This is a genomic window from Acetomicrobium sp. (assembly GCF_059026225.1).
Genome location: NZ_JBWQOQ010000007.1, coordinates 77,746 through 100,766, shown reverse-complemented (window position 1 = coordinate 100,766; position 23,021 = coordinate 77,746). Strand labels below are relative to the sequence as shown.

31 protein-coding genes are annotated in these 23,021 nt (G+C 44.4%); 9 read left to right on the top strand and 22 right to left on the bottom strand.

The genetic code is table 11. From position 1 onward, the window contains the following. Nucleotides 1–236: 236 nt before the first annotated feature. The 20 genes from AC5SXE_RS04585 to AC5SXE_RS04490 form a co-directional block, all read right to left on the bottom strand. A complete protein-coding gene (locus AC5SXE_RS04585; RefSeq protein ID WP_493916760.1) occupies nucleotides 237–398 on the bottom strand; it encodes a hypothetical protein in 162 nt (53 codons plus the stop codon). A 352-nt stretch (nucleotides 399–750) separates the two neighbouring features. Beyond that, on the bottom strand, nucleotides 751–2,133 hold the full coding sequence (locus AC5SXE_RS04580) for a hypothetical protein (protein ID WP_493916759.1): 1,383 nt from the start codon (nucleotides 2,131–2,133) through the stop codon (nucleotides 751–753). Next, nucleotides 2,130–3,248, bottom strand: a complete 1,119-nt coding sequence (locus AC5SXE_RS04575) for a glycosyltransferase family 4 protein (RefSeq protein WP_493916758.1) — start codon at nucleotides 3,246–3,248, stop codon at nucleotides 2,130–2,132. The genes AC5SXE_RS04580 and AC5SXE_RS04575 overlap by 4 nt, the downstream gene beginning before the upstream one ends. Before the next feature lie 34 nt (nucleotides 3,249–3,282). Then, complete coding sequence (gene wecB / locus AC5SXE_RS04570; RefSeq protein WP_493916757.1) at nucleotides 3,283–4,368, bottom strand: non-hydrolyzing UDP-N-acetylglucosamine 2-epimerase; 1,086 nt, start codon at nucleotides 4,366–4,368, stop codon at nucleotides 3,283–3,285. Between the two features lie 49 nt (nucleotides 4,369–4,417). Then, nucleotides 4,418–4,678: a polysaccharide deacetylase family protein gene (locus AC5SXE_RS04565; protein WP_493916756.1), complete on the bottom strand. Its 261-nt coding sequence runs from the start codon at nucleotides 4,676–4,678 to the stop codon at nucleotides 4,418–4,420. Continuing rightward, on the bottom strand, nucleotides 4,668–5,825 hold the full coding sequence (locus tag AC5SXE_RS04560; RefSeq protein WP_493916755.1) for a DUF7033 domain-containing protein: 1,158 nt from the start codon (nucleotides 5,823–5,825) through the stop codon (nucleotides 4,668–4,670). The genes AC5SXE_RS04565 and AC5SXE_RS04560 overlap by 11 nt, the downstream gene beginning before the upstream one ends. Nucleotides 5,826–5,833: 8 nt before the next feature. Next, complete coding sequence (locus tag AC5SXE_RS04555; protein WP_493916754.1) at nucleotides 5,834–6,361, bottom strand: GNAT family N-acetyltransferase; 528 nt, start codon at nucleotides 6,359–6,361, stop codon at nucleotides 5,834–5,836. Further along, on the bottom strand, nucleotides 6,300–6,776 hold the full coding sequence (locus tag AC5SXE_RS04550) for a hypothetical protein (RefSeq protein ID WP_493916753.1): 477 nt from the start codon (nucleotides 6,774–6,776) through the stop codon (nucleotides 6,300–6,302). Before AC5SXE_RS04550 ends, AC5SXE_RS04555 begins: the two co-directional genes overlap by 62 nt. Nucleotides 6,777–7,100: 324 nt before the next feature. Next, complete coding sequence (locus AC5SXE_RS04545) at nucleotides 7,101–7,742, bottom strand: GNAT family N-acetyltransferase (RefSeq protein WP_493916752.1); 642 nt, start codon at nucleotides 7,740–7,742, stop codon at nucleotides 7,101–7,103. Between the two features lie 3 nt (nucleotides 7,743–7,745). Continuing rightward, on the bottom strand, nucleotides 7,746–8,549 hold the full coding sequence (locus AC5SXE_RS04540; RefSeq protein ID WP_493916751.1) for a hypothetical protein: 804 nt from the start codon (nucleotides 8,547–8,549) through the stop codon (nucleotides 7,746–7,748). Further along, complete coding sequence (locus AC5SXE_RS04535; RefSeq protein WP_493916750.1) at nucleotides 8,503–9,435, bottom strand: hypothetical protein; 933 nt, start codon at nucleotides 9,433–9,435, stop codon at nucleotides 8,503–8,505. Before AC5SXE_RS04535 ends, AC5SXE_RS04540 begins: the two co-directional genes overlap by 47 nt. Before the next feature lie 137 nt (nucleotides 9,436–9,572). Continuing rightward, nucleotides 9,573–11,030 (bottom strand): lipopolysaccharide biosynthesis protein, encoded by a 1,458-nt coding sequence (locus AC5SXE_RS04530; RefSeq protein WP_493916749.1) that lies wholly within the window; start codon nucleotides 11,028–11,030, stop codon nucleotides 9,573–9,575. Between the two features lie 60 nt (nucleotides 11,031–11,090). Continuing rightward, nucleotides 11,091–12,200: a DegT/DnrJ/EryC1/StrS family aminotransferase gene (locus AC5SXE_RS04525; RefSeq protein WP_493916748.1), complete on the bottom strand. Its 1,110-nt coding sequence runs from the start codon at nucleotides 12,198–12,200 to the stop codon at nucleotides 11,091–11,093. 64 nt (nucleotides 12,201–12,264) lie between these two features. Continuing rightward, the gene (locus tag AC5SXE_RS04520) at nucleotides 12,265–12,792 is read right to left on the bottom strand and encodes an acyltransferase (RefSeq protein ID WP_493916747.1); all 528 of its coding nucleotides are present in this window, start codon (nucleotides 12,790–12,792) and stop codon (nucleotides 12,265–12,267) included. Further along, entirely contained in the window at nucleotides 12,789–13,142 is a 354-nt protein-coding gene (locus AC5SXE_RS04515) for a hypothetical protein (RefSeq protein WP_493916746.1), read from the bottom strand. The genes AC5SXE_RS04520 and AC5SXE_RS04515 overlap by 4 nt, the downstream gene beginning before the upstream one ends. 7 nt (nucleotides 13,143–13,149) lie before the next feature. Next, nucleotides 13,150–13,746: a Gfo/Idh/MocA family protein gene (locus AC5SXE_RS04510; protein ID WP_493916745.1), complete on the bottom strand. Its 597-nt coding sequence runs from the start codon at nucleotides 13,744–13,746 to the stop codon at nucleotides 13,150–13,152. Between the two features lie 27 nt (nucleotides 13,747–13,773). Beyond that, nucleotides 13,774–14,049 (bottom strand): UDP binding domain-containing protein, encoded by a 276-nt coding sequence (locus tag AC5SXE_RS04505; RefSeq protein WP_493917278.1) that lies wholly within the window; start codon nucleotides 14,047–14,049, stop codon nucleotides 13,774–13,776. Further along, complete coding sequence (locus AC5SXE_RS04500) at nucleotides 14,003–15,097, bottom strand: nucleotide sugar dehydrogenase (RefSeq protein ID WP_493916744.1); 1,095 nt, start codon at nucleotides 15,095–15,097, stop codon at nucleotides 14,003–14,005. The genes AC5SXE_RS04505 and AC5SXE_RS04500 overlap by 47 nt, the downstream gene beginning before the upstream one ends. Nucleotides 15,098–15,166: 69 nt before the next feature. Continuing rightward, entirely contained in the window at nucleotides 15,167–15,367 is a 201-nt protein-coding gene (locus AC5SXE_RS04495; protein WP_493916743.1) for a hypothetical protein, read from the bottom strand. A gap of 62 nt (nucleotides 15,368–15,429) precedes the next feature. Continuing rightward, on the bottom strand, nucleotides 15,430–16,662 hold the full coding sequence (locus AC5SXE_RS04490) for an O-antigen ligase family protein (RefSeq protein ID WP_493916742.1): 1,233 nt from the start codon (nucleotides 16,660–16,662) through the stop codon (nucleotides 15,430–15,432). A 193-nt stretch (nucleotides 16,663–16,855) separates the two neighbouring features. Here AC5SXE_RS04490 and AC5SXE_RS04485 point away from each other — a divergent pair, with 193 nt between their 5' ends. The 4 genes from AC5SXE_RS04485 to hepT all read left to right on the top strand — a co-directional run bounded on the left by AC5SXE_RS04485 (nucleotide 16,856) and on the right by hepT (nucleotide 18,724). Further along, entirely contained in the window at nucleotides 16,856–17,170 is a 315-nt protein-coding gene (locus AC5SXE_RS04485) for a hypothetical protein (RefSeq protein WP_493916741.1), read from the top strand. A 1-nt stretch (nucleotide 17,171) separates the two neighbouring features. After that, the gene (locus AC5SXE_RS04480) at nucleotides 17,172–17,657 is read left to right on the top strand and encodes a methyltransferase domain-containing protein (protein WP_493916740.1); all 486 of its coding nucleotides are present in this window, start codon (nucleotides 17,172–17,174) and stop codon (nucleotides 17,655–17,657) included. Nucleotides 17,658–17,882: 225 nt separating this feature from the next. Next, complete coding sequence (locus AC5SXE_RS04475; RefSeq protein ID WP_493917277.1) at nucleotides 17,883–18,296, top strand: nucleotidyltransferase domain-containing protein; 414 nt, start codon at nucleotides 17,883–17,885, stop codon at nucleotides 18,294–18,296. Between the two features lie 2 nt (nucleotides 18,297–18,298). After that, nucleotides 18,299–18,724, top strand: coding sequence for a type VII toxin-antitoxin system HepT family RNase toxin (hepT, locus tag AC5SXE_RS04470; protein ID WP_493916739.1), 426 nt, complete (start codon nucleotides 18,299–18,301; stop codon nucleotides 18,722–18,724). A gap of 126 nt (nucleotides 18,725–18,850) precedes the next feature. Here the strand turns inward: hepT and AC5SXE_RS04465 are convergent, their stop codons facing one another. Next, nucleotides 18,851–19,654: a carbon-nitrogen family hydrolase gene (locus AC5SXE_RS04465; protein ID WP_493916738.1), complete on the bottom strand. Its 804-nt coding sequence runs from the start codon at nucleotides 19,652–19,654 to the stop codon at nucleotides 18,851–18,853. A gap of 94 nt (nucleotides 19,655–19,748) precedes the next feature. Continuing rightward, the gene (locus tag AC5SXE_RS04460; RefSeq protein WP_493916737.1) at nucleotides 19,749–20,573 is read right to left on the bottom strand and encodes a ZIP family metal transporter; all 825 of its coding nucleotides are present in this window, start codon (nucleotides 20,571–20,573) and stop codon (nucleotides 19,749–19,751) included. Between the two features lie 410 nt (nucleotides 20,574–20,983). Between AC5SXE_RS04460 and AC5SXE_RS04455 the strand changes: the two genes are divergently transcribed. The 5 genes from AC5SXE_RS04455 to AC5SXE_RS04435 all read left to right on the top strand — a co-directional run bounded on the left by AC5SXE_RS04455 (nucleotide 20,984) and on the right by AC5SXE_RS04435 (nucleotide 22,916). Continuing rightward, the gene (locus tag AC5SXE_RS04455; protein ID WP_493916736.1) at nucleotides 20,984–21,259 is read left to right on the top strand and encodes a type II toxin-antitoxin system Phd/YefM family antitoxin; all 276 of its coding nucleotides are present in this window, start codon (nucleotides 20,984–20,986) and stop codon (nucleotides 21,257–21,259) included. Beyond that, nucleotides 21,259–21,519 (top strand): putative toxin-antitoxin system toxin component, PIN family, encoded by a 261-nt coding sequence (locus tag AC5SXE_RS04450; RefSeq protein ID WP_493916735.1) that lies wholly within the window; start codon nucleotides 21,259–21,261, stop codon nucleotides 21,517–21,519. The genes AC5SXE_RS04455 and AC5SXE_RS04450 overlap by 1 nt, the downstream gene beginning before the upstream one ends. Beyond that, nucleotides 21,516–21,680, top strand: a complete 165-nt coding sequence (locus tag AC5SXE_RS04445) for a PIN domain-containing protein (RefSeq protein WP_493916734.1) — start codon at nucleotides 21,516–21,518, stop codon at nucleotides 21,678–21,680. The genes AC5SXE_RS04450 and AC5SXE_RS04445 overlap by 4 nt, the downstream gene beginning before the upstream one ends. Nucleotides 21,681–22,117: 437 nt before the next feature. Continuing rightward, complete coding sequence (locus AC5SXE_RS04440; RefSeq protein ID WP_493916733.1) at nucleotides 22,118–22,480, top strand: nucleotidyltransferase family protein; 363 nt, start codon at nucleotides 22,118–22,120, stop codon at nucleotides 22,478–22,480. Continuing rightward, entirely contained in the window at nucleotides 22,473–22,916 is a 444-nt protein-coding gene (locus AC5SXE_RS04435) for a ribonuclease toxin HepT-like protein (protein ID WP_493916732.1), read from the top strand. The genes AC5SXE_RS04440 and AC5SXE_RS04435 overlap by 8 nt, the downstream gene beginning before the upstream one ends. Nucleotides 22,917–23,021 lie beyond the last annotated feature (105 nt).

Sequence of the window (23,021 nt, the reverse complement as noted above, 5' to 3'; positions counted from 1 at the left end):
GGGAATACATTATCTTTATATTTTTCTTGCTTTCTTTCCCATCTTACAAGCATATGGCAGCTGCTTCTAAGACATTTTATCACTGGTATGGCAAAACTTTCTGCTCTTGTTGGACTACATAGTCTTAACTTCGTGTCCAGCAAATCGGGGGATCAACAGCTATAACAGAAAAAATAAGCATAGCCGCTAGCGATAGCCTTAGTCTACAAGTTTAGCCCAGTCCTGTGAAATAAGATTTACAGGCAATCGGCGCCCAGCTCCTGCAGGGGCTGTTCAAAGCCTGCCTCGGGCCCAAGACAAATAACTTTATGGCCCAGTCCAACCATGGCCCTTATCAAATCACCGCAGAAATTAACGAGCGACGGTGAATAATGCGAAATTATGACGACTTTAGCCAACTATAAATACCCCTTTCGATCCCGACTCTATATTTACTAAGATAGGCAAAATAGCAATTAAATACCATCTTTTACAATTTTTCAAAAAATAGTTCTTGTTCGTTTTGTTAATTAAGCATGCAAAGTAATGTCCTTCATTATCAATCACATATACCAATAGAAGCCTATAAAGTAGTACAGACTTAAACAAAGAATATTTCTGTGTTTATAAAAAAATGCTTCACATCCCTTTAAAGCTAAAAATATTTGACACAATTCACTATGTGTTGCCCAACATAAAGGTAATTCTGGTTTTTTAAAACATTATCCTACTATGTCAAGTTACAATCTTGATATATCCGTTAATTGATGTCTACCTTTCATGCTCAAGATTTACGTTTTGGGCATTATCTAGATTTATCTTTAATTTAATATTTAAAAAGAACATTATTATTTTGCAAAGAAACCAAACAATAAACAATTGTCCAATTATTAAAATAAGTCCCTTTTGTAGGGGAAAATGTGAAAATCCTCCAGTTATAGATTGTGTCTTAAAATACAATAACGTGGCCATAGGCCAACACAATCCTTTACCTATAACTCTTTTGAGCAAATCAATTAATATAGTTAACCCCAACGCAGTTGAAAATGCAACTATAATTGGCGATAGAAACACAAGCGGGAATCCTCCTATTGCGAAAGCTTCTGCGATAAAATATGAGTTTTTAACACCCATTTCCGAATACCCATACCCTTCGGTAACCATCATTAAGACCTTTTGAAAGTCCATGTAGTTTGCAAAAAACCGAGCACCTGGAAACATATGCCAATAAAAATTGCCCTCCGGAAATAAACCCGCTTTCCAGAGACCGAACGTTTCGTATACGCCCGCCATCTGACCAATGCCTAATCTATTTGTCAAATAAAATACATATTTTTCAAAAGTTAATTCAGGGATATATAATGATACGATATAATAAAGCATACTTATTATAAAACATGCAATAAGCGAAAAATACAATAATGCTTTTAAAGAAAATAACCTCTTAGGAGCTAAGGATCCTTTAGCTAATATCCAAATAATTAGCCCCCAAGCCGGGGGAGCTTTACTGCCAGAAGCGGTTAGAATAAAAAGAGCTACCATCAAGCAGACTAATGACTTTTTTAGATTTACCCGACCTTGATAGCCGGCAAGCGCTGCAATCAAATACCCTAATAAATCTATTATAGATTGAACTTGCGAAGGAACATGAGAGAAATATCTATTGGCAAGCCGTACCTCCGACAGCCTTTTCCCCTCTAAAATCGACGTAAGAAAAGCATGTTTATATCCTAAAAAATAAAAACCGGCTATGGACAATATTCCGACAAAACATAAAGAATACAACAGTCTTTTATTTGAAGGCGAAAATACCGGAGCTTCCATTGGTTTCGTTCTTTTTTTATAAAGTCCAAATAATCTAAGTGAAAACGCTAAAGTTACCACATACATCACTAACGTTATAATAACTAGAACAGCTATTTCTCCCTCAGTTCCTGGTACTGCCTTAAAAAAAATGGGTACATGATCAATACCAACAGCACTTACTATAATAAGTGGTATCAATACCAGCGCAAGCTCATAATACCACATTAGAGGCCAAGGGTTATTTTTAGGCGATGAGACATCAAGAATAGTTCCCTTGAGCAAAAAGTACGATATCAAAGGCACTAATATTAAACCTAACACAGAAATAATAAATGCTCCTTCATTCATTCCCTTTTACCCCTTTTTGAAGCTATAATCTGACGCAAGAGGTCATCTGTCTTTGCAGCACGACAATCCCATGAATGTTCTTCTTCAATTGCCTTACGACCTCGCACTCCCATATCCAATCTCATCGTTGGGTTGGCATAAATCGTTGCAACTGCTTTAGCCAACGCATCGGGATCATCGGGGGGAATTACCAATCCACAGCTGTATCGCCTTACCAAATCAGCCTGGCCGGGAAAGTCTGTAACAATAACAGGAGCACCACAGGCTATAGTCTCAAACAGTTTCAAAGGAAATAAGCCGGTAGAGGAGCGATCGCCTTGATTGTTTTTAGGTACAAGACTAGCCAAACTGTTGGCAACAATCCCAGCAATGTCAAGATATGGAACAGGTCCTAGATATGTAATTTTAGTATTATCGAGAGCTGCCTTTTCAACAACTTCACGTTCTGCGCCATCTCCAACTATTATCATGTTGACATCAGGGGGCCAATAAGGGCTATAGGCTGCTTTAATCAAAGTATCTATTCCCTGCCATCGCGCTAAAGCACCAAAAAAAACTGCATAGGGTTTGGGAAGATCATATTTTAACTGAGCCTGCGGCTGGAAAATTTCCGGGTTAGCACCATTGGGTATAATTTGAATTGATCGCTGTCCGGTTTCGCTTTGCACCCATTCTCCCAACTGCGGCGTCACAGCCACAACTGCATCCGCCCATTTTAGTTGTTTGCGTATTAGCCACTTAAATAGGGGCGCAAGCATTTTAGTTTTTGGCCAGGCTATAAATAAATCCTCATAAGGCCCGTTTACCTCCTGCACCACGGGTTTGCGCAATAGTTTAGCTACTAAAGCTGTAGGAAAAGTAGCAAAGTGATTTCTAATGTAAATAGCGTCCGGCTTGATCTTAATCAAATTAATTAACAGTATAAATTGAACTTTAATGAAAGCCAATAAACGGACGAAGGGGCCGGGTGTGTGATAGCTCTTTGAATAGGTTGGTTCAAATAACTGCACCTCCCATCCCCTTTTGCGAAGCCCCTTGATAATTTCATGTACATGAGCATAACTTGCCTGTCCTTGTTTAGTGGCCTGGAGAGACAAATATATTAGCCGTTTCACTCAAAGATGGCTCCTTTCATGTATCAAAAATAAACTATTTCAAGAGAAAATGCAAAACTTTCTCCGCCGAATTCCCCTTACCGTAAGGGTAATGCTCTGATCTATCATGATTTATATAATTGTAGCGAATACCTGCGATAATGGTTTCTTTCGATATAGGGGAGGTAAGAAAGTTCCACCCCAGCTCGACCAATTCCACCCATTCCGTCTCCTCCCGCAAGGTAACGCAGGGCACGCGATAGAAAAACGCCTCCTTTTGCACGCCGCCGGAATCTGTGGCGATGAGGCGGGCATTTTTTTCAAGCATCACCATATCAAGATAGCCAACTGGCTCAGTCAGGCAAATGCATGAAGCCACCTTATCGTACATGCCGCTTTTTATCAACGCCTCACCGGTACGCGGATGTAAAGGCAAGACCACCTTTATATCGCGGGCTATTTCACAAAATGCGTCAAATATGACCCGAAGCCTTACGGGATCATCCATGTTTTCGGCGCGGTGCACAGTAACAAGGACGTATTCCTTAGGTTTTAAACCCAGTTTATTTAATATATGGCTTTGCCGCTCGGCCTTTTTGCCATAATAAAGGGCAGCGTCGTACATCACATCTCCGACTAATTTAATCCTTTCTTCTGGGATTCCCTCGTGTCGCAAGTTCATAACGGCCGTCTTCGTGGGAGCAAAGAGCAAATCCGAGGCATGATCGGTAAGAACCCTGTTGATCTCCTCAGGCATTCGGCGATTAAATGAGCGCGGGCCCGCCTCAACGTGTGCCACCGGTATATGAAGCTTGACGGCCGCCAGCGCACCGGCCAGTGTGGAGTTTGTATCGCCGTAAACCAGCACCCAGTCAGGTTTTTCTTCCAACAAAACTTTTTCGATGGCTTCTAGCATTTTCCCAGTCTGCGCGCCGTGCGTGCCGGAACCGATACCCAGGTTGTAATCGGGCCTTGGTATCTCAAGCTCCTCAAAGAATACGTCAGACATATTTGTGTCGTAATGTTGACCCGTATGCACCAAGATTTCATTGACGCCTTCTGTTGCCCTAAGCACCCGCGATACTGCGGCAGCTTTGATGAACTGCGGGCGGGCACCGACCACAGACACTATCTTTAGCATAATACGACCACTCCGTTTTTTATGCCGCCTTCACGACTACGCCTCAAATTCAAACCCCCACCAACACCTTACCGTAAAGCTCCCTGTCCTTTTTTGAGAGCAAGCTGCTGTTATGCCATAACAACGTAAAATCGCCATTAAACATTTTACACGTTTCTGCCAGCTTTTGGATCAATGACAGGGACTTTTCATGCGAAAGTCCCATATATTGGCATCCTAGCATGCTTCCTTCCATCACTATCAAGGGCCTTTCGCGCAAGGCTAAAGGTTTCCGCTGCAGGACGTCGTAAACGGGATACTCAAAACACACTCCGCAGCGAAATCCGACGTGATCCGCAAAGGTCAATGTGCTGTCGGTAATCTAGCCCTGCTTCCTCCCACGCCCGCCACGTCGTCGGAGCCTCCCAGCGCAGGTAATGCTGCCTTCCGCCCCAAACGTCCTGGCAAATCCCCTCTTCTTCCGCAACCGAAATAAGCCTTTCAAACTCCCTCTTCACCTGATCCATGCTTCGAAAACTATTATAGCTTGCGTGCAGCCCTATTTCATGTCCCCGCCCGCAGATCTTTTTCATGAGCTTTCTAATCCATGGATCTTCAAGGCGGTAAATTCCGTCGATTCTACCCGCCGTATGGTCGGCGATGAAGTAAAAAGCGCTCCTTAAGCCCTTTCGTTCGCTCGCGTCCATGATGAAATCAAAGGTATTACTGATATCCGCATCGACGTTTCCCGTGCATACCTTTGCCAACGACATAAGCCTGCGCGTCAAAAGTTGCACATCTTTTCTTTTTAAGACATCTCCCGCTGCGGTTTTTAACACCCTTAGAGGATTGTTGCCGGCGACGCTCAAAGGCCAATCTACGTCATGGCTGAGACATACTCTGTAGCTTCTTTTTTTACGCTCAAGTCCAGGCCAAAGCTTCTTAATGGACCACCACAGAATCTCCAGGTATTCATTTACTATCGGGCGCATTAAAAAGCCCTCACGGTAAGCAAGCGATGCCCGGGCCGGAAAGCGCTCGTGCTCGTCTTTGACCGATTTAACGACCTCTTCGTATCGCGTGAGCATGAAAAAGGCGCTCCCAAAAATATCGAGGCCCAATTTAACTTTAGAATCTTGAACATCTATATAATTGCCGCTATCCAATCTGCTTCCGTAGATGATCGGGATAATATGATTTACACATGCAATATCGACAAGAACCTGAGATAAATCAAATGTCTCCAGCGGTTGGTTCGGCAAAGAATCGTCCTTAATCCATTTGTCCGTTGGAGTTTGAAATAAGACGTCTGAGACAAGCAATTCGCGGCCTTCTGTGTCATTCATGGTTATCAGGACGTCTTGTCGTTTCTCTGCAACGGAGCGATAATCCAGACCCAAGAACTCCTTTAGGATCACATGAAATGCATATAGTCGTTCATTTTCGAATGTTGGCGGATGTTTGATTAATAGTGTCAATGGTTGTATCACCTCGCAAATAGACCACGATATCTTAATATACCAAGACCGTATTTAACCAAGCCTCTTATGTCGGGAGATCTAAGCACATAAAACGGAACCAATGGTCCTCCCCAAGTAGCCTTTGCAGCTGCCACGCTTGGAATATTCGCTCCCGAATAATCAAACCCAATAGCACCTTCTGAAGCAAGATTTTCAAGAGCAAACGCAATTACAGCCTGAGTGGCTCCACTATTTAGGAATTCTCTTTTTGTACCGGCAACCCAATCAATAGCCCGGCTTCCATGAGAATGTAGGATTATACGAGCACTAGCAATCTCTCCGTTGGGGGCATAGCAACCATAGCATTTAAAGTGTTCCTCTCCCAAAAGGTCTTTGGCCAAACAAATGTCTGCAGTTGTTAGTCCATGAGAAAACCCCTGACGATCTTCCGTTTCCTTTAAACATTCTATTATTTCCTTTGGCGACGCGGCATCAGAACACTTGAAACCGCTTTTGGCGGTCTTTTTTAATTTGCTTGCGAACAGCGTGGTCAATCTGATTTTCATCTATAGGAAAGTTTAAGTAAAAAGTATATCGGACCTGCGCATGGAAACCTTGCCATTGAAAGGGTCTCATATCGGTTATGGTTGGTGAAAACGCAATTGATCCTCTTACCCCGCTGTGGCGCAGTTCTTCAGCCATCATAGCACCTAAAGCTAACCACTGCCGTCCAAGACGACCCAAAAGCTCTGTCGGTGTCGGCTGGAAATCTACAGGCAAGTACGGGTTTCTGGGAGGCATTTTTACACGGCCCTTACTATCATAATAAAGAACCGCTCTCAAAAGGGGCTGTTCCTTGTTATTTTCTCTGAATTCCACAACCTTGGGTTTTAGGTTCCACTTACGCTGGTTAAATTCTAACCATCCGTCCAAAAATAACGGAGATGTAATTAAAATTGAGGTTGACATAAAATCATTCCTTTCTAAGCAAATCAACAATTAACATTTTGGGTATCCCTTGAACAAGTAAGCAACGATTCATATTGCTAACATATCATTTAAAAGAACTCTTCCCTTTATTTATAGGCGCTCCTTTGTAAATTAGCTTGCATAAGCTTCCATTGGCACATAATAGATGTTAATAAACATTTTAAGTCCCTTATTCTTTAGAAATGGATTTTATGTATACATATAATTTTAAAACCGTTTTTTCCGTTAAACTTCAGCCACCCATCCAGAAAAAGGGCGGAGCAGCTAGTCGCAAGGTCCCTATAAAAAGGATCATGCATCAATTTAACTCATCCTTTTTTTCGGAAGGGCTCTTTCTTGTTCTTCATTCGTATTGCATTCCCTGTATGGCGCTAGGTCACAAATGAGATAAGCCCTTTCTTTGTCTCTGCTTTGATCAAAGTAACATTCTTTTATCTTGTATCCAACTTTTTGGCCACTTCTCAAGGAAGCCTGATTATCTAGATCTATTCGAGACGAAAGAGCTTTAATCGAAGGACAGCGAGCAAAATGGCACAAAATATGAAGTCGTTGTGCTGTGCCAATCCCCTTTCCCCTATAATCTGAATGCAGGCTAATATCCCCTTCGTGAATAGTGGCTTCTTTTATATCGCGGCGGTTGAAGTAATACAACGCATATCCAACGATTTGATTTGTCTTCTTGTCCCTTACAACAAGACACAACTTCTCTCCAGCCAAACTGTATAACGTTTTCTTATCAAGGCCGAGCTTTATGCCTTCATGGAATTGAGCGTAAAGGTTCGACACATAGGGCACAAGATCTTTCGTACAGGGAATAAATTCAACGTCATCATATGCCCCTTTGTTGATAACAGGGATTTTCCTAGCTTGCCACAGGTTTCTAGCAAGGAATGTGGTTATCCTAAAAAGAGCTTTAGGGAATCGTATAAGTTTTAAAAAATTCACTTGTCAGACTTCTCCTTTGCGCAAGTTGTCTTCTAGTCCTTTAATATAAAAATACGCAGCGATTCCATTCGAGGAATATGCTTGGCGCAGTAATTTGATTGCGTCTTTCCGAGGAAAGCAGCCCAACACTCCTATCGGATGATTTTTAATATGCCTCGTTAATATAGCTTCAGGCAACATCCAACGATATCCTTTTGGCAACCTAAGATATTTTTTGGCCATGTCTGGCAATATGCGCTTTGCTGCAGGTCTTATAATTTTCATTAAATTTACTCTTCTCGAAGATCCGTTTGTCAATTGTGCCCGTAATTTCTGCGGAAGTCTTCCATCTCTAAATAAGGGGTCTATATCGCCAAGAAGATTTAACTCTCGTGTAATTTTTGCCAGATATGACGTATACAATTTTTGCCTATACCTAAGTTGATGTGGCACGTTATACCAAAAGCTGGCAAACTCATCATCCCAATACGGCGTCCACCAGTCAAAACCAAAAAATTCATATACTCTAACGGAATTCAGCACAAATTTTGCTACCTTTTCTGTAGAAACCCAACACTCAAACTTTTCTCCATATGTGCCACCATAAGGTTTGTTGTTAATTATTCTATGAATCTTCTGCTCGATTACATGTTTAATATCCAGAGGAATATTGTTAAAAGGATATAATTCATAACTATAATTCAATATTAGCTTTATCAAATCATCTTCAGTTGCATTTGCTTCGTAAATAGATGGATATTTTTCTATAAAACCACCGGTGTTAAGATCGGCCGATATTCCTGGAACAAAAATAGCTGTCGCTATCAATGTCATTTTTTAACTGCAAAACAGCAGGCCAATCCTGTATGTGAGGCAGAGAACAAAAATTTCCCGCCATTTTAAAATAATGTCTCATTGTGTCAGTATTATACCATTGCCTCCAAAGCTCATTTGTATATTCTACAAATCTCCATCGAATATTAAGTTGATTAGCAATAAATTTGCTTATTAGGCTCTCCTCGTTGTTGGGTATTCCGTAGCTAAATGCGCAAATATTACCATAACCAAGTCTTTTTAGCATAAGGACAATGAATCTAGAGTCATACCCGCCGCTAAGGGGAACGAAAATTGTTCGCCCATTAGCTATTGTAATAAGCCGGTCAAAAATATTCGACATTACAACATCAAGCTGTTGTAATAAATATTCATTATCTGTGTCATAGTAGTGTGTATGAAAATAGTCGTAATAACGGGCAGATTTTAGATTTACACAACCTTCATCATTAAAAAAGATTACCTCACCAGCTTGCACTTGCTTAACATTCTCAAATAAAGTATCTGGTCCTGTAACGAACCCTGTGAGCAAGAATTCTTGGCGAGCTATAGGATGAATATCAAGATCACCGACTTGTTCTTTTACCCAACTGGCAACATCAGAAATAATCAGTGAATCTTTTTGTTTTCCATAAAAGAGGGGAAAACTTCGAATCCTATCCACAGCCATCCAGCCGTTGTTTTCATTAACATTAACAATGCTGAAATAACCATTAAGATGGCGAAGGCAATCTATAACTTTCGATTCCTCAAGCTCACTTAGCTTGTCAAAAACCTCTTCAGGTTTTAATATACGATTACCCTCAAATATAGTCCCTTTTATATAAATATTTTTAATTTTCTTCCAGCCATCGTTCAGGTTTATTTTCACATTAGTCATAAGTTTCACCCTTTATGATTCGGAATTTAATGAACATCTTTCATAAAAAGCCCCTTATAGAATCAATATCGTTCCCCTAAAATGGGGAATCCCCGGATGCCAATTTCTGGTCAAGTTAACGATAATTTTGCCGTTCATCAGATTCTCCCTCCGGCCATTTTAAACGATGCAAGAGCCCTCTTTGAATATGCGCCAAGCGATAATAATAAGGCTACTACAATGATTACAGGATGAAGTTCAAATAACATAGAGGCAATTGGCAGTACAAGCAGTAACCCCGTTTCCAGAAAAATGCTCATGTTTACCTTTAAAATATGTCTCATGTCATTGCCTGCCGCGGACAATATGTAGTTCATTCTAAAAAAAAGCACCGTAAAACCAACCAACCCAAAAAAGGCAGCTGCGAGCAATGGGCCACCAAATGTAGTGCCTGCCCAGAAGGCAAAAACTCTTGCTGAAATGTAAAAAATTTCAAAGATAAGCCCAGCTGCTTGGCGATCGAGTATTGAGTATAAATTGCTCATAGGGCTGTAGGCAAAGGAAAAAGCTATCCATGGTCCCAAAACGCGCGCAAAGGATCCTGCCTCAAGCCATCTTTCACCAAGCACGTATGCAAACAGAGGTGGCGCAAAAAAGGCAAGTAGAAGAATCGGAAACAACCCTAGTCTGAGAAGGATCATGTAGGTACGCATCGATAAATCCTTTAGGTTGCCCTGGTGGCGAGCTACGCTCGCACGCTGTAAAAATACTTGGCCTATGGCTTGTCCAATGAAGGCAGAAGGAAGACCAAGAAGGCTTTGAGCCATTGAAAAAAGCCCTGCAACATGAGTATTATAGAAACTCACTAAAAGAATGGGCATAATTTGCCTTCCTACCGTATTAAGCATGCCTGCCCATGCGTCATACATTGGAAACTTACGGTATCTAATTGCAACTCTTTTTATGTCAGGCCTTGTTGGCTTGGGGAGACCTTTCCCCTTTATCAGACCAAAGGAAAGTGTCGAAATGCCGCCCGCTTGCGACATTATAGAGCCCAACAAAAGGCCTATAGGTCTAAACCCCAGAAAACCCAAGGCAATTTTCGTCAAGGCACCACTCAACGATTGCGTTACCCTTGTCCTTCCTATAGTTGAAAAGAGCTTTTTCCTGATAGCCCAGTAGGTTAAGATCAAGTAGGTTCCCATGCCCAGAATACCTATGGGAATGAGAAATTGATAAGGTATCAAAACATCCATGGAGAATTTGGAAAGAATCGTTTTGCCGAAGACAAGAAGCACCAGGCTTATAATAACCACGAACAAAGCTTGAAGTAAAAAGCTCAACACGACAAGAGCATCTGCATAACGTTCCTGCTTTGGAAGCGGGATCGCAAAATGATAGCGAAGGCCCGATATTTCTACCAAAATTGATGTAACTGAGACAAATACAGCCATAACCCCAAAGTCTGCCGGCGAGTAAATACGGGACAATAAAGGCATTGTTACAATGCCGATGCCTTGGGCTATCGTCGTACCTCCGGCAACCAACGAAACGTGTCTTATTGCCGATCCCTTTGGCAGAAAACGGTCAATAAAGCTCTCCAAACGGGCTATCATAAAACTAATTTCTCCCTGAAACCGCTTTTAGGTAAACTGTCCTGCAAGTCTTGATATCATTCACCTCATAAATCCCTTTACCGCCTCCGCTACTTCCCCCTGCACATCCTCCTCTATATTCGGCCATATAGGGAGGCTTAAGACTTCGCTGCTCAGCCTTTCTGCGACGGGAAGCACAGGCGCGCCCTCCTTATATAGAGGGAGCCTGTGTACGGGTACGGGGTAGTAGACCATCGTGCCAATGCCGCGGTCGGCCAGGTGTTTTTGAAGTTCATCTCTTTTGCCGTCCAAGACGCGAATGGTGTATTGGTGGTAGACGTGTTTTGATCGTGCGTCTTCAAAGGGGGTTATTATCCCTGAGACACCCTTCAGTAAGTCGTTATACCTGTGGGCAGCCTTTCTTCTGGCTTCGTTTGCTTCGTCTATGTAGGGAAGCTTTACCCGCAGTATCGCGGCCTGTATTTCGTCCAAGCGTGAGTTGTAGCCGACTGTTTCGTTATAATATTTTTTCTTTGAGCCGTGGACTCGAAGCATCTTGGCCGTCTCTGCCACTTCGTCGTCGTTTGTAGCTATAAGGCCGCCGTTGCCAAAGCCGCCAAGTGTCTTTGAGGGAAAGAAGGAAAAGCAACCCACGTGGCCTATGGTTCCAAGCTTTCGACCCTTGTAGTCACCTCCAAAGGCCTGGGCGGTGTCTTCTATGACCTTTAGGCCGTAGGCATCAGCCAACTCCATGATGGGGTCCATGTCCGCGGCCTGGCCGTAAAGGTGCACGGGAAGTATCGCCCTGGTGCGCTTCGTTATGGCCTGCTTTACGAGGTCAGGATTGATGTTAAAGGTGCGTTCGTCTATGTCCACGAACACGGGCGTCGCACCCAAAGCCGTGATGGACTCGGCCGTAGCAAAAAAGGTAAAGGGCGTCGTTATGACTTCGTCATTCTCCCCTATTCCTGCAGCCCTAAGGGCAATTACCAATGCGTCGGTGCCCGAATTTACGCCTATGGCGTGTTTGACCCCATGGTAACGGGCGACTTCTTCCTCGAAGGCCTTTACGTTTGGTCCCATGATGAACTGGGCGGATCTCAGGACTTCCTCTATGGCCTTCATGTATTCGTTTAAGTGCTCGTTTATCTCAGGTTTCAGGTCTAAAACGGGGATCTTAAGCTCGCTCATGTCTTCACCTCATTTAATTCGAACTATGCACGCTTCGTTTTCCTTGCGGTATTCCTTCAGGCATTCAGGACATAGGGCATGTGCGTCGGCAAAGCGCAGCGGAAGGCCGCGACTCACAGGCCCAGCCGATGATCTTTGCGGGCACGCCCGCTACCAGCCCGTAAGGGGGCACGTCTTTCGTGACGACGGCGCCGGCGGCAACAAAGGCCCATTCGCCTATCGTCACACCGCAGACTATTGTGGCGTTTGCGCCTATGGAGGCGTTTCTTTTTACCAATGTCTTTACGTAATCTTCGCTTGTGTTTCGTGGGTAGGCGCAGCGGGGAGTCCTTACGTTGGTAAAGACCATGCTCGGTCCGCAAAAGACGTAGTCTTCAAGGATGACGCCCTCATATACCGAGACGTTGTTTTGTATCTTCACGTGATTTCCTATCTTCACGTTTTTTGCCACATATACGTTTTGTCCGATCGAGCAGTGAGAGCCTATCTCGCAGTCGCCGCTTATGTGGCAGAAATGCCATATCTTGGTGCCCTCTCCGATGCGCGCTCCGTCGTCTACGTAAGAAGATTCATGCACAAAGTAATCGCTCACACCTTCACCCCCAGCTTGTTGCTTGCTTCTTCCAAAATTTTGACTACCCCAACGGCGCTTTCGCCGTCGGAGTAGGGCCTTTGCCTGCTTTGGCAGCACTCTATAAAATGTTCGAGCTCTAGCTTCAGCGGTTCGCTGTTTCCTTTATATACGACTTGCTGGCCTTCGTCCATGTTTTCTAATTTTGAATTTATGTATTTTTTATGAAGCGTTACTATCTGGGCAATTTCGTCGTAGACGAGCATGCCCCGTTCGAATACGGCAGTCAATCTGCGGTGCTTTTCCGGCCAAAGCCATGAGGCGTGAAGGTGTGCCGCTACTCCCTCGGGAAAGGCGAGGTGAAGGTACACGTCGTCTTCAATGCCATCCTGGCAAAACGGGCTGGCCTACTACCTCGACTCTTTGTGGATTTCTTCCGACGAGGTCTAAAAACACGGCCACGTCGTGGACGCCAAGGCTCCAAAGCGCGTTTTCGCCCCTCCTTGCACGCCCCAGGTTTAACCTCTCCTGATGAAGGAAATACAACTTTCCCAAGGTATTTTTTAGGATGCAGTCTTTGATCCACCTTATGGCAGGCTGGTAAAGAAGGAGATGGCCCACCATGATTATGCGGCCTGAAGATTTGGCTAGCGTTACAAGCTCTTCTGCTTGACTTGCGTTTAATGTAAAGGGCTTTTCGACGAATACGTCCCTGCCCTTTGAAAGGGCTGTTTTTGTTATTTCGTAGTGAGTAGGCGCTGGCGTAGCTATTGCAACCGAGGGTATGTCCATCTTCCATAGGTCGTTTAAACTGGTAAGCAAATGCACACCCTTATAGTCTTTGCCTACTTTGTTTAGGCGGCCTTCGTCCTCGTCTACGACGGCAAAAAGCGCGCCGAGTTCGTAAAAGTTTTTAGCTAAGTTTTTGCCCCAGTTTCCTGCGCCAATTACGGCAACTTTAATCGAGTCCTGCAACTTCGGTGTCTCCTTTGGCATAAAAGTTTAAAGCAGATGAAGCTTCGGGCAGCTTTTAAGATCAACGCCAGTGACTTTTGAAATGACGTTTTTGGTGTCAAGTATCAGCGGTGAAGCTTCTAATACCAAATTGTAATCAACGCCCTTGGTGTGAGCGCAAGTTACTACGACGGCGTCGGCTTTTTTTAGCATATCTTCGTCTAAGGAGCACGACTCGTAAACTTTGCCTTTGCGCTTCACCGACCTGCAGTAGGGATCAAAGTAAGTGACGTCTGCTCCTTTGGCCTCTAGCTGGTCCCACACCTTCAGCGCGGGCGATTCGCGCACGTCGTCTGATGTCGCCCTTGTAGGCGATGCCTAAAAGTATGACCTTGCTTTCCCTTAGGGGCTTTCTTTCGTCGTTAAGCAGGTCCTGCAGCCTCGCGGTCACGTATTCGGGCATGTAGTCGTTTATCTCGCCTGCCAGTTCTATGAGCCTCGTGTGATAGTCGACAGACCTTGCCTTGTAGGTCAGGAAAAAGGGATCTATGGGGATGCAGTGGCCACCCACGCCCGGGCCGGGATAAAAGGGCATGAAGCCAAAGGGCTTGGTCGAAGCAGCCTCTATGACCTCCCAGATATTTATGCCAAGCTTCCTGCACACGATGGCCATCTCGTTTGCCAGTGCGCAGTTTACTATACGAAAGGTGTTTTCAAGTATCTTTGCCATCTCGGCTTCCTTTGGAGAAGATACGGCAAATATGGGAGCCTGCAGGACTGCCTCGTATAAGGCCTTGGCATGTTTAAGACATTGGGGCGTGCATCCACCTACCACCTTTGGCGTGTTTTTGGTCTTATAAAGCAAGTTGCCGGGGTCAACGCGCTCGGGCGAATAGGCAAGGTAAAAGTCGCGGCCTACCTTTAAGCCGCCTTTTGAAAGGATGGGAAGAAGCACCTCTTCCGTGGTACCGGGATAGGTAGTAGATTCTAGGACGACGAGCATGTCTTCGTGCATGAATGAAGACAGGGTATCAGCCGTATTTACTACGTAGCTTAAGTCGGGCTGCTTGAAGTTGTCCAGAGGTGTAGGAACGCATATCGCCACGACGTCACATTCGCCAATGCGGGAAAAGTTGTCCGTGGCCGAAAGGTGCCCGTTTTTGGTCAAAGTCGCCAGGTCTTCGGGGACGACGTCTCCTATGTAGTTTTCGCCGCGGTTTATTTTGTCCACCTTTTCGCGTTGGATGTCAAAGCCCAATACGCTAAAGCCCGCCTTTGCCTTTTCCACCGCCAGAGGAAGGCCCACATATCCAAGCCCGATTACGCCGACTTTCGCAGATTTCGTAGTGATCTTTTCGTACAACGTTGACATAAGTTTTGCTTCTCCTTCCAATTTCCAATTTGGGGTCACATCTTTAGTTTTGAATTTCCACCCTCACCCTCACTCACCCCTGTCGCTGCTCCACAGCTCTATTGCCTCTTCAAGCTTAAGCGTAGCTTTAAACTTTTCAAGCTCGTCTTCGCTTAAAGACAGGCAGCGTATTTTTCGGTGAAGCATGGGCTCGACCTTGTCTATTAAATTTTGTAGGTAAGCTTTGTCGACTTTGCCTACTAAGACGAGGTCAATTATACCCGAATCCATTCCCCTTGCGTAGTCGCCCACGTAGCAGGTCAAATATCAAGATTTTACCATAACAACTCATTTCAAGCCTTATCTTTGCCCCTTTCCGGCAGTGCTGCAGCGATGCCATACAAGGCCCAGAAAAGAAAGCCGATCTTTTGTCTTGCGGGAAATATACTTCCCCCCATGCTATAGACCAAGATAGCCAATATTGTGGCAAGGACTGCAGCGTAAAGATACTTATTTTCGCCTTTACAGCTTTTAAATTTCATCCAGGCAAGCCATGCGCCGCGAAGCATCAAGCCCACGACGACGATAAGAAGCGGAAAACCTCCATAAGTCAGCAGCTGAATGTACATGTTGTGAGGCTCAACGGGAATGCCTACTCCTGGTATCGCTTCAAAATTACTCATCAAAAACAAGGTCTTGTATCTAATCCATCCCCATCCCGTAATGGGCTTTTGGGAGATCAAGTGCGCCGTTTTTTCCCATATGCGCGTGCGATTGGTGGTAAATTTTGAGAAATCCCCCGAGAAAGAAATCAATTGAGATATCTCTCGTTTAAAGAGGTCAAGGTAAGTAGGTTGAATTAAAGCAAACGAAAATCCCAGAATGGCCGTAATTAAAAGGGGAATTAATAACCCCTTATATAAACCATATTTCCCAGGGCGAGCTATTATCAAGAAAAGCAAGATCTCTATCCCGCCTACCAGCCAGGGGCCGGAGCTAAAACTTAGAAAAAGCGCTATTAAATTAAGGACAACCGTCAAAGAAGAAATGACGTATAGCAGCCTTCTGTCATATCTTCGAACTGCAAAGTTAAGTGACATGGGAAGGGTCACGACGGCATACAAACCAAGGGTGTTGTGATGAGAAAAGACGCTAAACTTAAGCACATTCACTGCCTGCAAAATACATGCTACAAATATCAGGACGCTGGAAGCCCACCACACCTTTTGAAAACGCCCCGTACCTTCTTTAGACACGACGAACGCCGTCAGCCATATGCCAAAGACAGCCTCCAAAGGGTTTGATACCCCCTTGCCAAAATGGTACCATCCGTAAAAATTAAGCAGCGTGGTAAAAACAGACCATATTATCATTATATATATAATGATTTTTACCGCAGGGTCCAAAACCGGCCTTCGAAGCTTCGAGCCTTGAAGGATAAACAGACCGACTATCCCGATGATCGATAAAAGCCAACCAAAATACCTGGGAATGGGACCCCAGGGATCTAAAAAGAGGGAAAAGTAAAACCCAAAAGCAATTAAAGACATCGGCCACGAAGGGATTTTAGCAAGGGATTCATTCATCGTTTCATCCTCCATTATGTCAGATAATTAGTATCACTTACGCACAAAAAAAGAAACAGGGCATAAAATGCCAAAATATTTTATCACATATTACAAAAGAAAAGACGTAGCGCCTATAGAAAATTTGAGCGACACACCTTTATTTAAACCCTGTATAATAAAATAGTAACCCAAAGATCGGGAGGTTGTTACTGTGAGTGAAGAGATAAAAAAGCAGATACAAGATTTTTACGGGAAGTTAGCTAAAAACGCAAAAGAGGGAAATTCCTGTTGCTGCAGCGGCTCATGCTGCGGGCCCATCGCAAACGCACCGCTCATTTACGGCGAAGAGTTTCTCGAGGGTCTGCCTGAGGAGGCGTTGGCGGCCTCTCAGGGGTGTGCCAATCCGCTGGTATTCGCCGATCTAAAGGAAGGCGACGTGGTGCTCGATTTGGGAAGCGGCGGCGGAATCGACGCATTTTTGGCAGCAAAGATCTGTCGGAGACAGGGGAAAGGTTTACGGCCTTGACATGACAGACGACATGCTTGCCCTCGCCGAGGAAAACAGAAAAAAGGCGGGCCTTACGAACGTGGAGCTGATTAAAGGCTACATCGAAGATATCCCCTTGCCCGACGAATCCGTCGACGTGGTCATTTCAAACTGCGTCGTGAACCTGTCGGAGGATAAGGAGAAGGTCTTCAGGGAAATCTACAGGGTCATAAAGAAGGGCGGGCACCTGTCCATAGCAGACATAGTTACTTTAAAGGAGGTGCCCGACCGCGTCAGACAAATGACAGATCTTTGGGTGTCATGCATAGCCGGCTCCATGCCCGTCGACGAATTGAACAAAACGCTTGCCCACGTCGGCTTTAAGGACGTCACGATTTCCCTGGAACACGTGTATACCAAAGACGTGATAAAATCCATGCTCGGAGACGAGGCAAAGATCGATTCTGCCGATCTCGACCTGCTCGACGGGGCCTTCGGCAGCGCCGTGATAAAAGCCGTTAAATAAGCAGGTCTTGACATAAGGGGAGATCGGAATGTATCTCCCCGTTTTTTTACCCTAGCCCCACATCCATAACTATCATTATGGCAAGTCCAAACATGGTAGCCTGGTAGTGATGTTGATTTCACTGCCACGCCGTGCTTCGAGGATGACCTACTCGATTGCCACTTGCATGTATAATAAAAACGTGGAATTACAAGATCAAAAGGGGAGAAAAGCAAATTGAGAAGCATGGTTCGCATTGACGAAGATCGCATAAAAGAAGCTGTCGGTTCGGCATTAATGGATATGAAAGAAATTGCCGGAGTTTACCTCTTTGGATCTGCCCTTGAGTTGTGTCGCCCCGACAGCGATATAGATATCGGCCTGGTCATAAAACCCCTTTACGGCAAGCTGGACAAATATTATTTAGACATAGCCCTTGCCGCGGAGATACGCCTTGACCCCATCGATGGACACCCCTTCCAGGTTGTCCCCTTAAACATAACGGACTGCATCTTCGCCTTTAACGTCATCAGAAAGGGGCGGTTAATTCACGAGCCTGATCATGAGGCGGTGACCGATTTCACGGAGATAATAAGCCGTCGATACAGTGAAAATTACCCGCGTTACATCAAATATCTAAAGGAAATAGTGGGGGCATAATGATGACTCTCGATACGGAACGGGTCAGAAGAAAGATAGCCTATATTCGCCAGCAGATAAGCACTATAAACAACATAACCAAAACTTACAGCCGACAAGATATAATTGGAGATCCTTTGAAACTTTCCGCCTTAAAGTATTTGCTACAAACAAGCATCGAAGCAATGATAGATATTGCCTATCATATCACTGCCAAAAACTTCAACTATCCACCATGTGATGCTAGGGATGCGTTCAAAATGCTTAATACGAAAGGCATTATTCCATCTTCTGATTTTGACACTTATTCTGCAATGATAGGCCTCCGTAACCGTTTAGTTCATGGTTACGATGACGTACCGCCTGAAGTGCTGTATGACATAATAACCGAACAACTTGGCGATTTCGAGAAATTCATCTCTTCTATTATTCCACTAATTCAGCCATAGGTTTTACCACTTACTAACAAACCCCTTGGGACCTACAGCTTATTTAGTGGCTTTTGTAATGGTAGACCCTCAATCATATGAGAAATTAAAATATGCATAATTAAAAGAGAGGCTTTAACAATACGATCAAATCATAGTGATATAATCATAAAGAGCTGGCACCCTATCTTTGAATACTGGAACTTTGGTTCTTGCTTCAAGAACTTTGTCAGGATCAATGTCGACGAAATACAAACCTTCTTTGCTCCCGGCATCTAACAAAACCTCACCCCATGGATCGACGACCAGCGACCTCCCATCAAAGGTATTTTCCGTTGTGACTCCGCACCTATTACACGATATAACGAATACTTGATTTTCTATGGCCCTCGCTTTAAGCAGTATTTCCCAATGCTTTGCCCGTGCAGATGGCCATTCGGCACTTATGAAAAGAAGTTTCACCCCCTTTAAGGCATAACATCTCATCCATTCGCAGAATCGCAGGTCGTAGCATATTACACATCCTGCACTTACGCCTTCCCAGTCGAATATGCAATCCCTATCTCCCGCCACTAGATATTTGTCTTCTTCCATCAATGGGAACAAATGCACTTTATCATAAAAGGCGATCAGCTTGCCTTGCGGATCTATTACCTGAGCTCTGTTCGTAACACCTCTTTCTGTTTTGGCCAAGGTGGAACCACCGATGAACCAAACGCCGTATTTCCTTGCTAATTCTCCCAAAAAAGAGGCGGTCTCGTTTCCTTTAACTGAGGCAAGCATGTTAGCTTTATCCAAAGCATAACCGGTATCCCAAAGTTCTGGAAGTACGATCGCCGTCGGCAATTCAGATGGAACCCATGACCTTTCTATACATTCTTTTACGCGTATGAAGTTTGCTTCTCTATTACCCGCTTGAACGTCAAGTTGTAATACACCTACTCGAAGCATAATTTCCCCCTCGCTTTTATCTGGCAAAATTTGGACTTCGTAATGCTTTACTTAACCTATAGCATTTACCGAAAATAAAACTTTATTTTAACGTCTACCCCAGCGCCACGTCCAAAATCATCATTATGGTAAAGCCAAGCATGGCGGCCATGGTGGTGATGTTGGTTTCACCGCTGCGCTGTGCTTCGGGGATGACCTCTTCGACGACCACGAATATCATCGCTCCTGCCGCAAAAGCAAGCGCGTAAGGAAGGATTGGCTGGGCGATCATGACGGCCCAGGCACCTATGACGCCTGCAATGGGTTCGACCACCGCCGACATTTGACCCATCATAAAGCATTTTCTTGGAGAAATGCCCTCGCGGCGCAAAGGCATGGATACGGCAAAGCCTTCAGGGAAATTCTGAAGGCCGATGCCCAACGCCAAAGATACGGCTCCGGCCAGCGATGCCGTTGGCAGCCCGTATGCAAGCGCTCCAAAGGCGACGCCAACGGCCAGGCCTTCGGGGATGTTATGAAGCGTTATGGCAAGCACCAGCAAGGTGCTGCGCCGCCACGATGTCTGGATTCCCTCGGCGTCGGACCTTTCCAACCCTATGTGAAGGTGGGGAAGGACCATGTCGATGGCCCGCATGAAGGCTCCGCCGGCCAAAAACCCTACGGCAGGCGGAACCCACGACGGAATGTCCTTTCCTTCGGACATCTCGATGGCAGGCGCAAGCAGAGACCAGTAGCTTGCAGCTATCATGACGCCCCCGGCAAAGGCAAGCATGCTGTCGAGCAGTTTTTTGCTCACCTCTTTGGTCAAAAAGACCGCCGAAGCACCAAGGGCCGTCACACCCCAGGTAAAAAACGTGGCCAATAACGCCTGCACAATTGGGTTTAAGCTGACAAAAGTCTCAACCAGGTTCACGGGCATCCTCCCCCATTCTCGCAGAGTTTGTTTCGTTTGACGTTACAAATATACCATGCCCGGCCAATTTAAAAAAGGTTTAGTTAAAGCAGAACGTGGTTCGGCTTTGGGCACTTGTCGTCTCGACAGTTTAGGGGGCCATCCCTTTCAAATTGTTCCGTTGAACATAACAAACTGTATTTTCGCTTTCAACGTGATAAAACACAGGCGTTTGATCTAAGAACGAGACCATGGAATAATGACCAATTTCATAGAGGTCGCAAGCCGTCGATAGGGGGAAATTACCCGCGGTGCATCGAATGCCTGAAGGAAATATTGTGAAAACAATAAACAATAATGTTAACATCCATGTTAACAAACATGTTATAATATAGGCTGAAGATTATCTTATTTGGCAGTCGATGGAGGTGCTAATAATGGAAAAAGTAATAGGCGTAAACGAATTAAGGCCAAAGTTGGGCAAATATTTGGATGAGGCAGAAAAGGGCGAAACCTTCGTCATTTCATCAAGGTCAAAGCTAAAGGGCGTTTTGCTCAGTTATTCAAAATACAGGGAATTAAAAGAACTGACCGAAAAAGCAAAGCGGCTTGAAGTTTCCCTATTGGTCAACAAATTCAGAGACAGAGCCTCAAAGGCCGGACTGACCGAGGCAGATGTAGAGGAAGAGATCGAAAAAACAAGGAATTCGTGATGCGCATTGTAGTAGATACGAATGTGCTACTTTCAGGTTTCATAAGCAGGGAAAGTTATCCAGCCAATGTAATCGACAGTTGGATTGCCAAGAACTTTGAGCCTACAGTGAGCAGTGAGATCATTCAAGAATACTGCGAGGTCATGGTGAGAGATAAATTTTCGGCCCTGGGCACTACAGAAGAAAGGCTAAATCTAATTCACACGATGCTATCCTTTGAGCATGTAGTATTGGTAGACCCGAAAGAAAAATCTGCTTGATCGAAGACGATCCTAAAGATAATATCTTCATAGAATGCGCCTTAGCCGGCGAATGCAAGTTCATCGTTTCTGGAGACCATCATCTGTTGAAATTGAAGGAATACAAAGATATTAAGATCGTAACAGCAAAAGAATTTATGTCCTTGGGGTCAGATCTTTAATCTTGAATTTTTATTAGCCCATCGGGTAACTATCAGGGTCAGATCTTTAATCTTGAAAATATAATTTAACGGACTAATATCTATCGCAGCTATGTATTGGCATTATGGTGTTAATTACAAGGAGTAATTGTAACCAGCGCGGTCATTTTTATTGTATGGACTGAAAATTTTCAAACATACAGCATATCTCATAGGCTTACCTTGGGAAATACATTTGCCCCCGGGTGCGAGCATACAATATCGATAACGAAAACTATATCAAATATGACCGCTGCATATTCAAGCTTTACGTGCTTAAAATCCGTATTTGTTAAATCAAAGGAATAGCGAAATAATGAGGAAAATCAAAAATAAAGACCTGACCCCACAGATTGTCATGATTGTTAATATAATTGCTATAATGTCTTTAAAGAAAGAAGCTTAAGGGAGACATCAAAATGGATACAGATGCATTTACTGCAGGTTGGACTGAGAGGCTCGAGATCGAAAGAAAAAGCAGATGCAAACGAATGCGTGAAGCCTATATTGCTGCGCGCAAATGTGCGCACATACTTTACGACAAATACAGGGTCCGCAGAGTCTATCTGATCGGCTCTCTTGCCAATCCTGAGGATTTTCACGAAAGATCCGATATTGACCTCGCAGTCGAAGGGCTTCCGTCGCACCTCTATTTTAAGGCTCTTGCTGAACTTTGGCGTGAACTGCCCGCCGGCTTGGAGTTGGATTTGATTCCTTTAGAAGATGTCGAACCTGTTTTTTTGAGTCGAATATTAAAAGAAGGGGTAATTATTGATGACTAGATTTGCTGCGCTAAAAGCAGATATCGACCATGAATTACGCAACCTCAAAAGATTAGCCAAAGAATTAGACGACATACTTACAGCAACAAAAGAGAGGTCAATCGCAAGAACGCGTGCGGTCGGCAGCTTGCTTCACGACTTTTATACTGGAGTCGAAAAAATATTTAGCCAAATTGCAATAAAGATAGACCAAGACTTACCTGCAGGCGAAGGTTGGCATATTCAACTGCTCAAAAGGATGACAATTCCAATAGAAGGGATCCGACCTCAAGTAATTGACGAAAAATTAGAAAATGATCTCGAAGAATACCTTCGTTTTCGCCATCTTTTTTGGATTCAATTACATAAAGACCCCCTATCAAAGGAGAAAAGCAAATTGAGAAGCATGGTCCGCATTGACGAAGATCGCATAAAGGGGACCCTTGCTCGGCATTAAGGGCACCCCTTCCAGGTGGTCCCCTTAAACATAACGGACAGCATCTTCGCCTTTAGCGTCATCAGAACGGGGCGGTTAATTCACGAGCCTGATCATAAGGCGGTT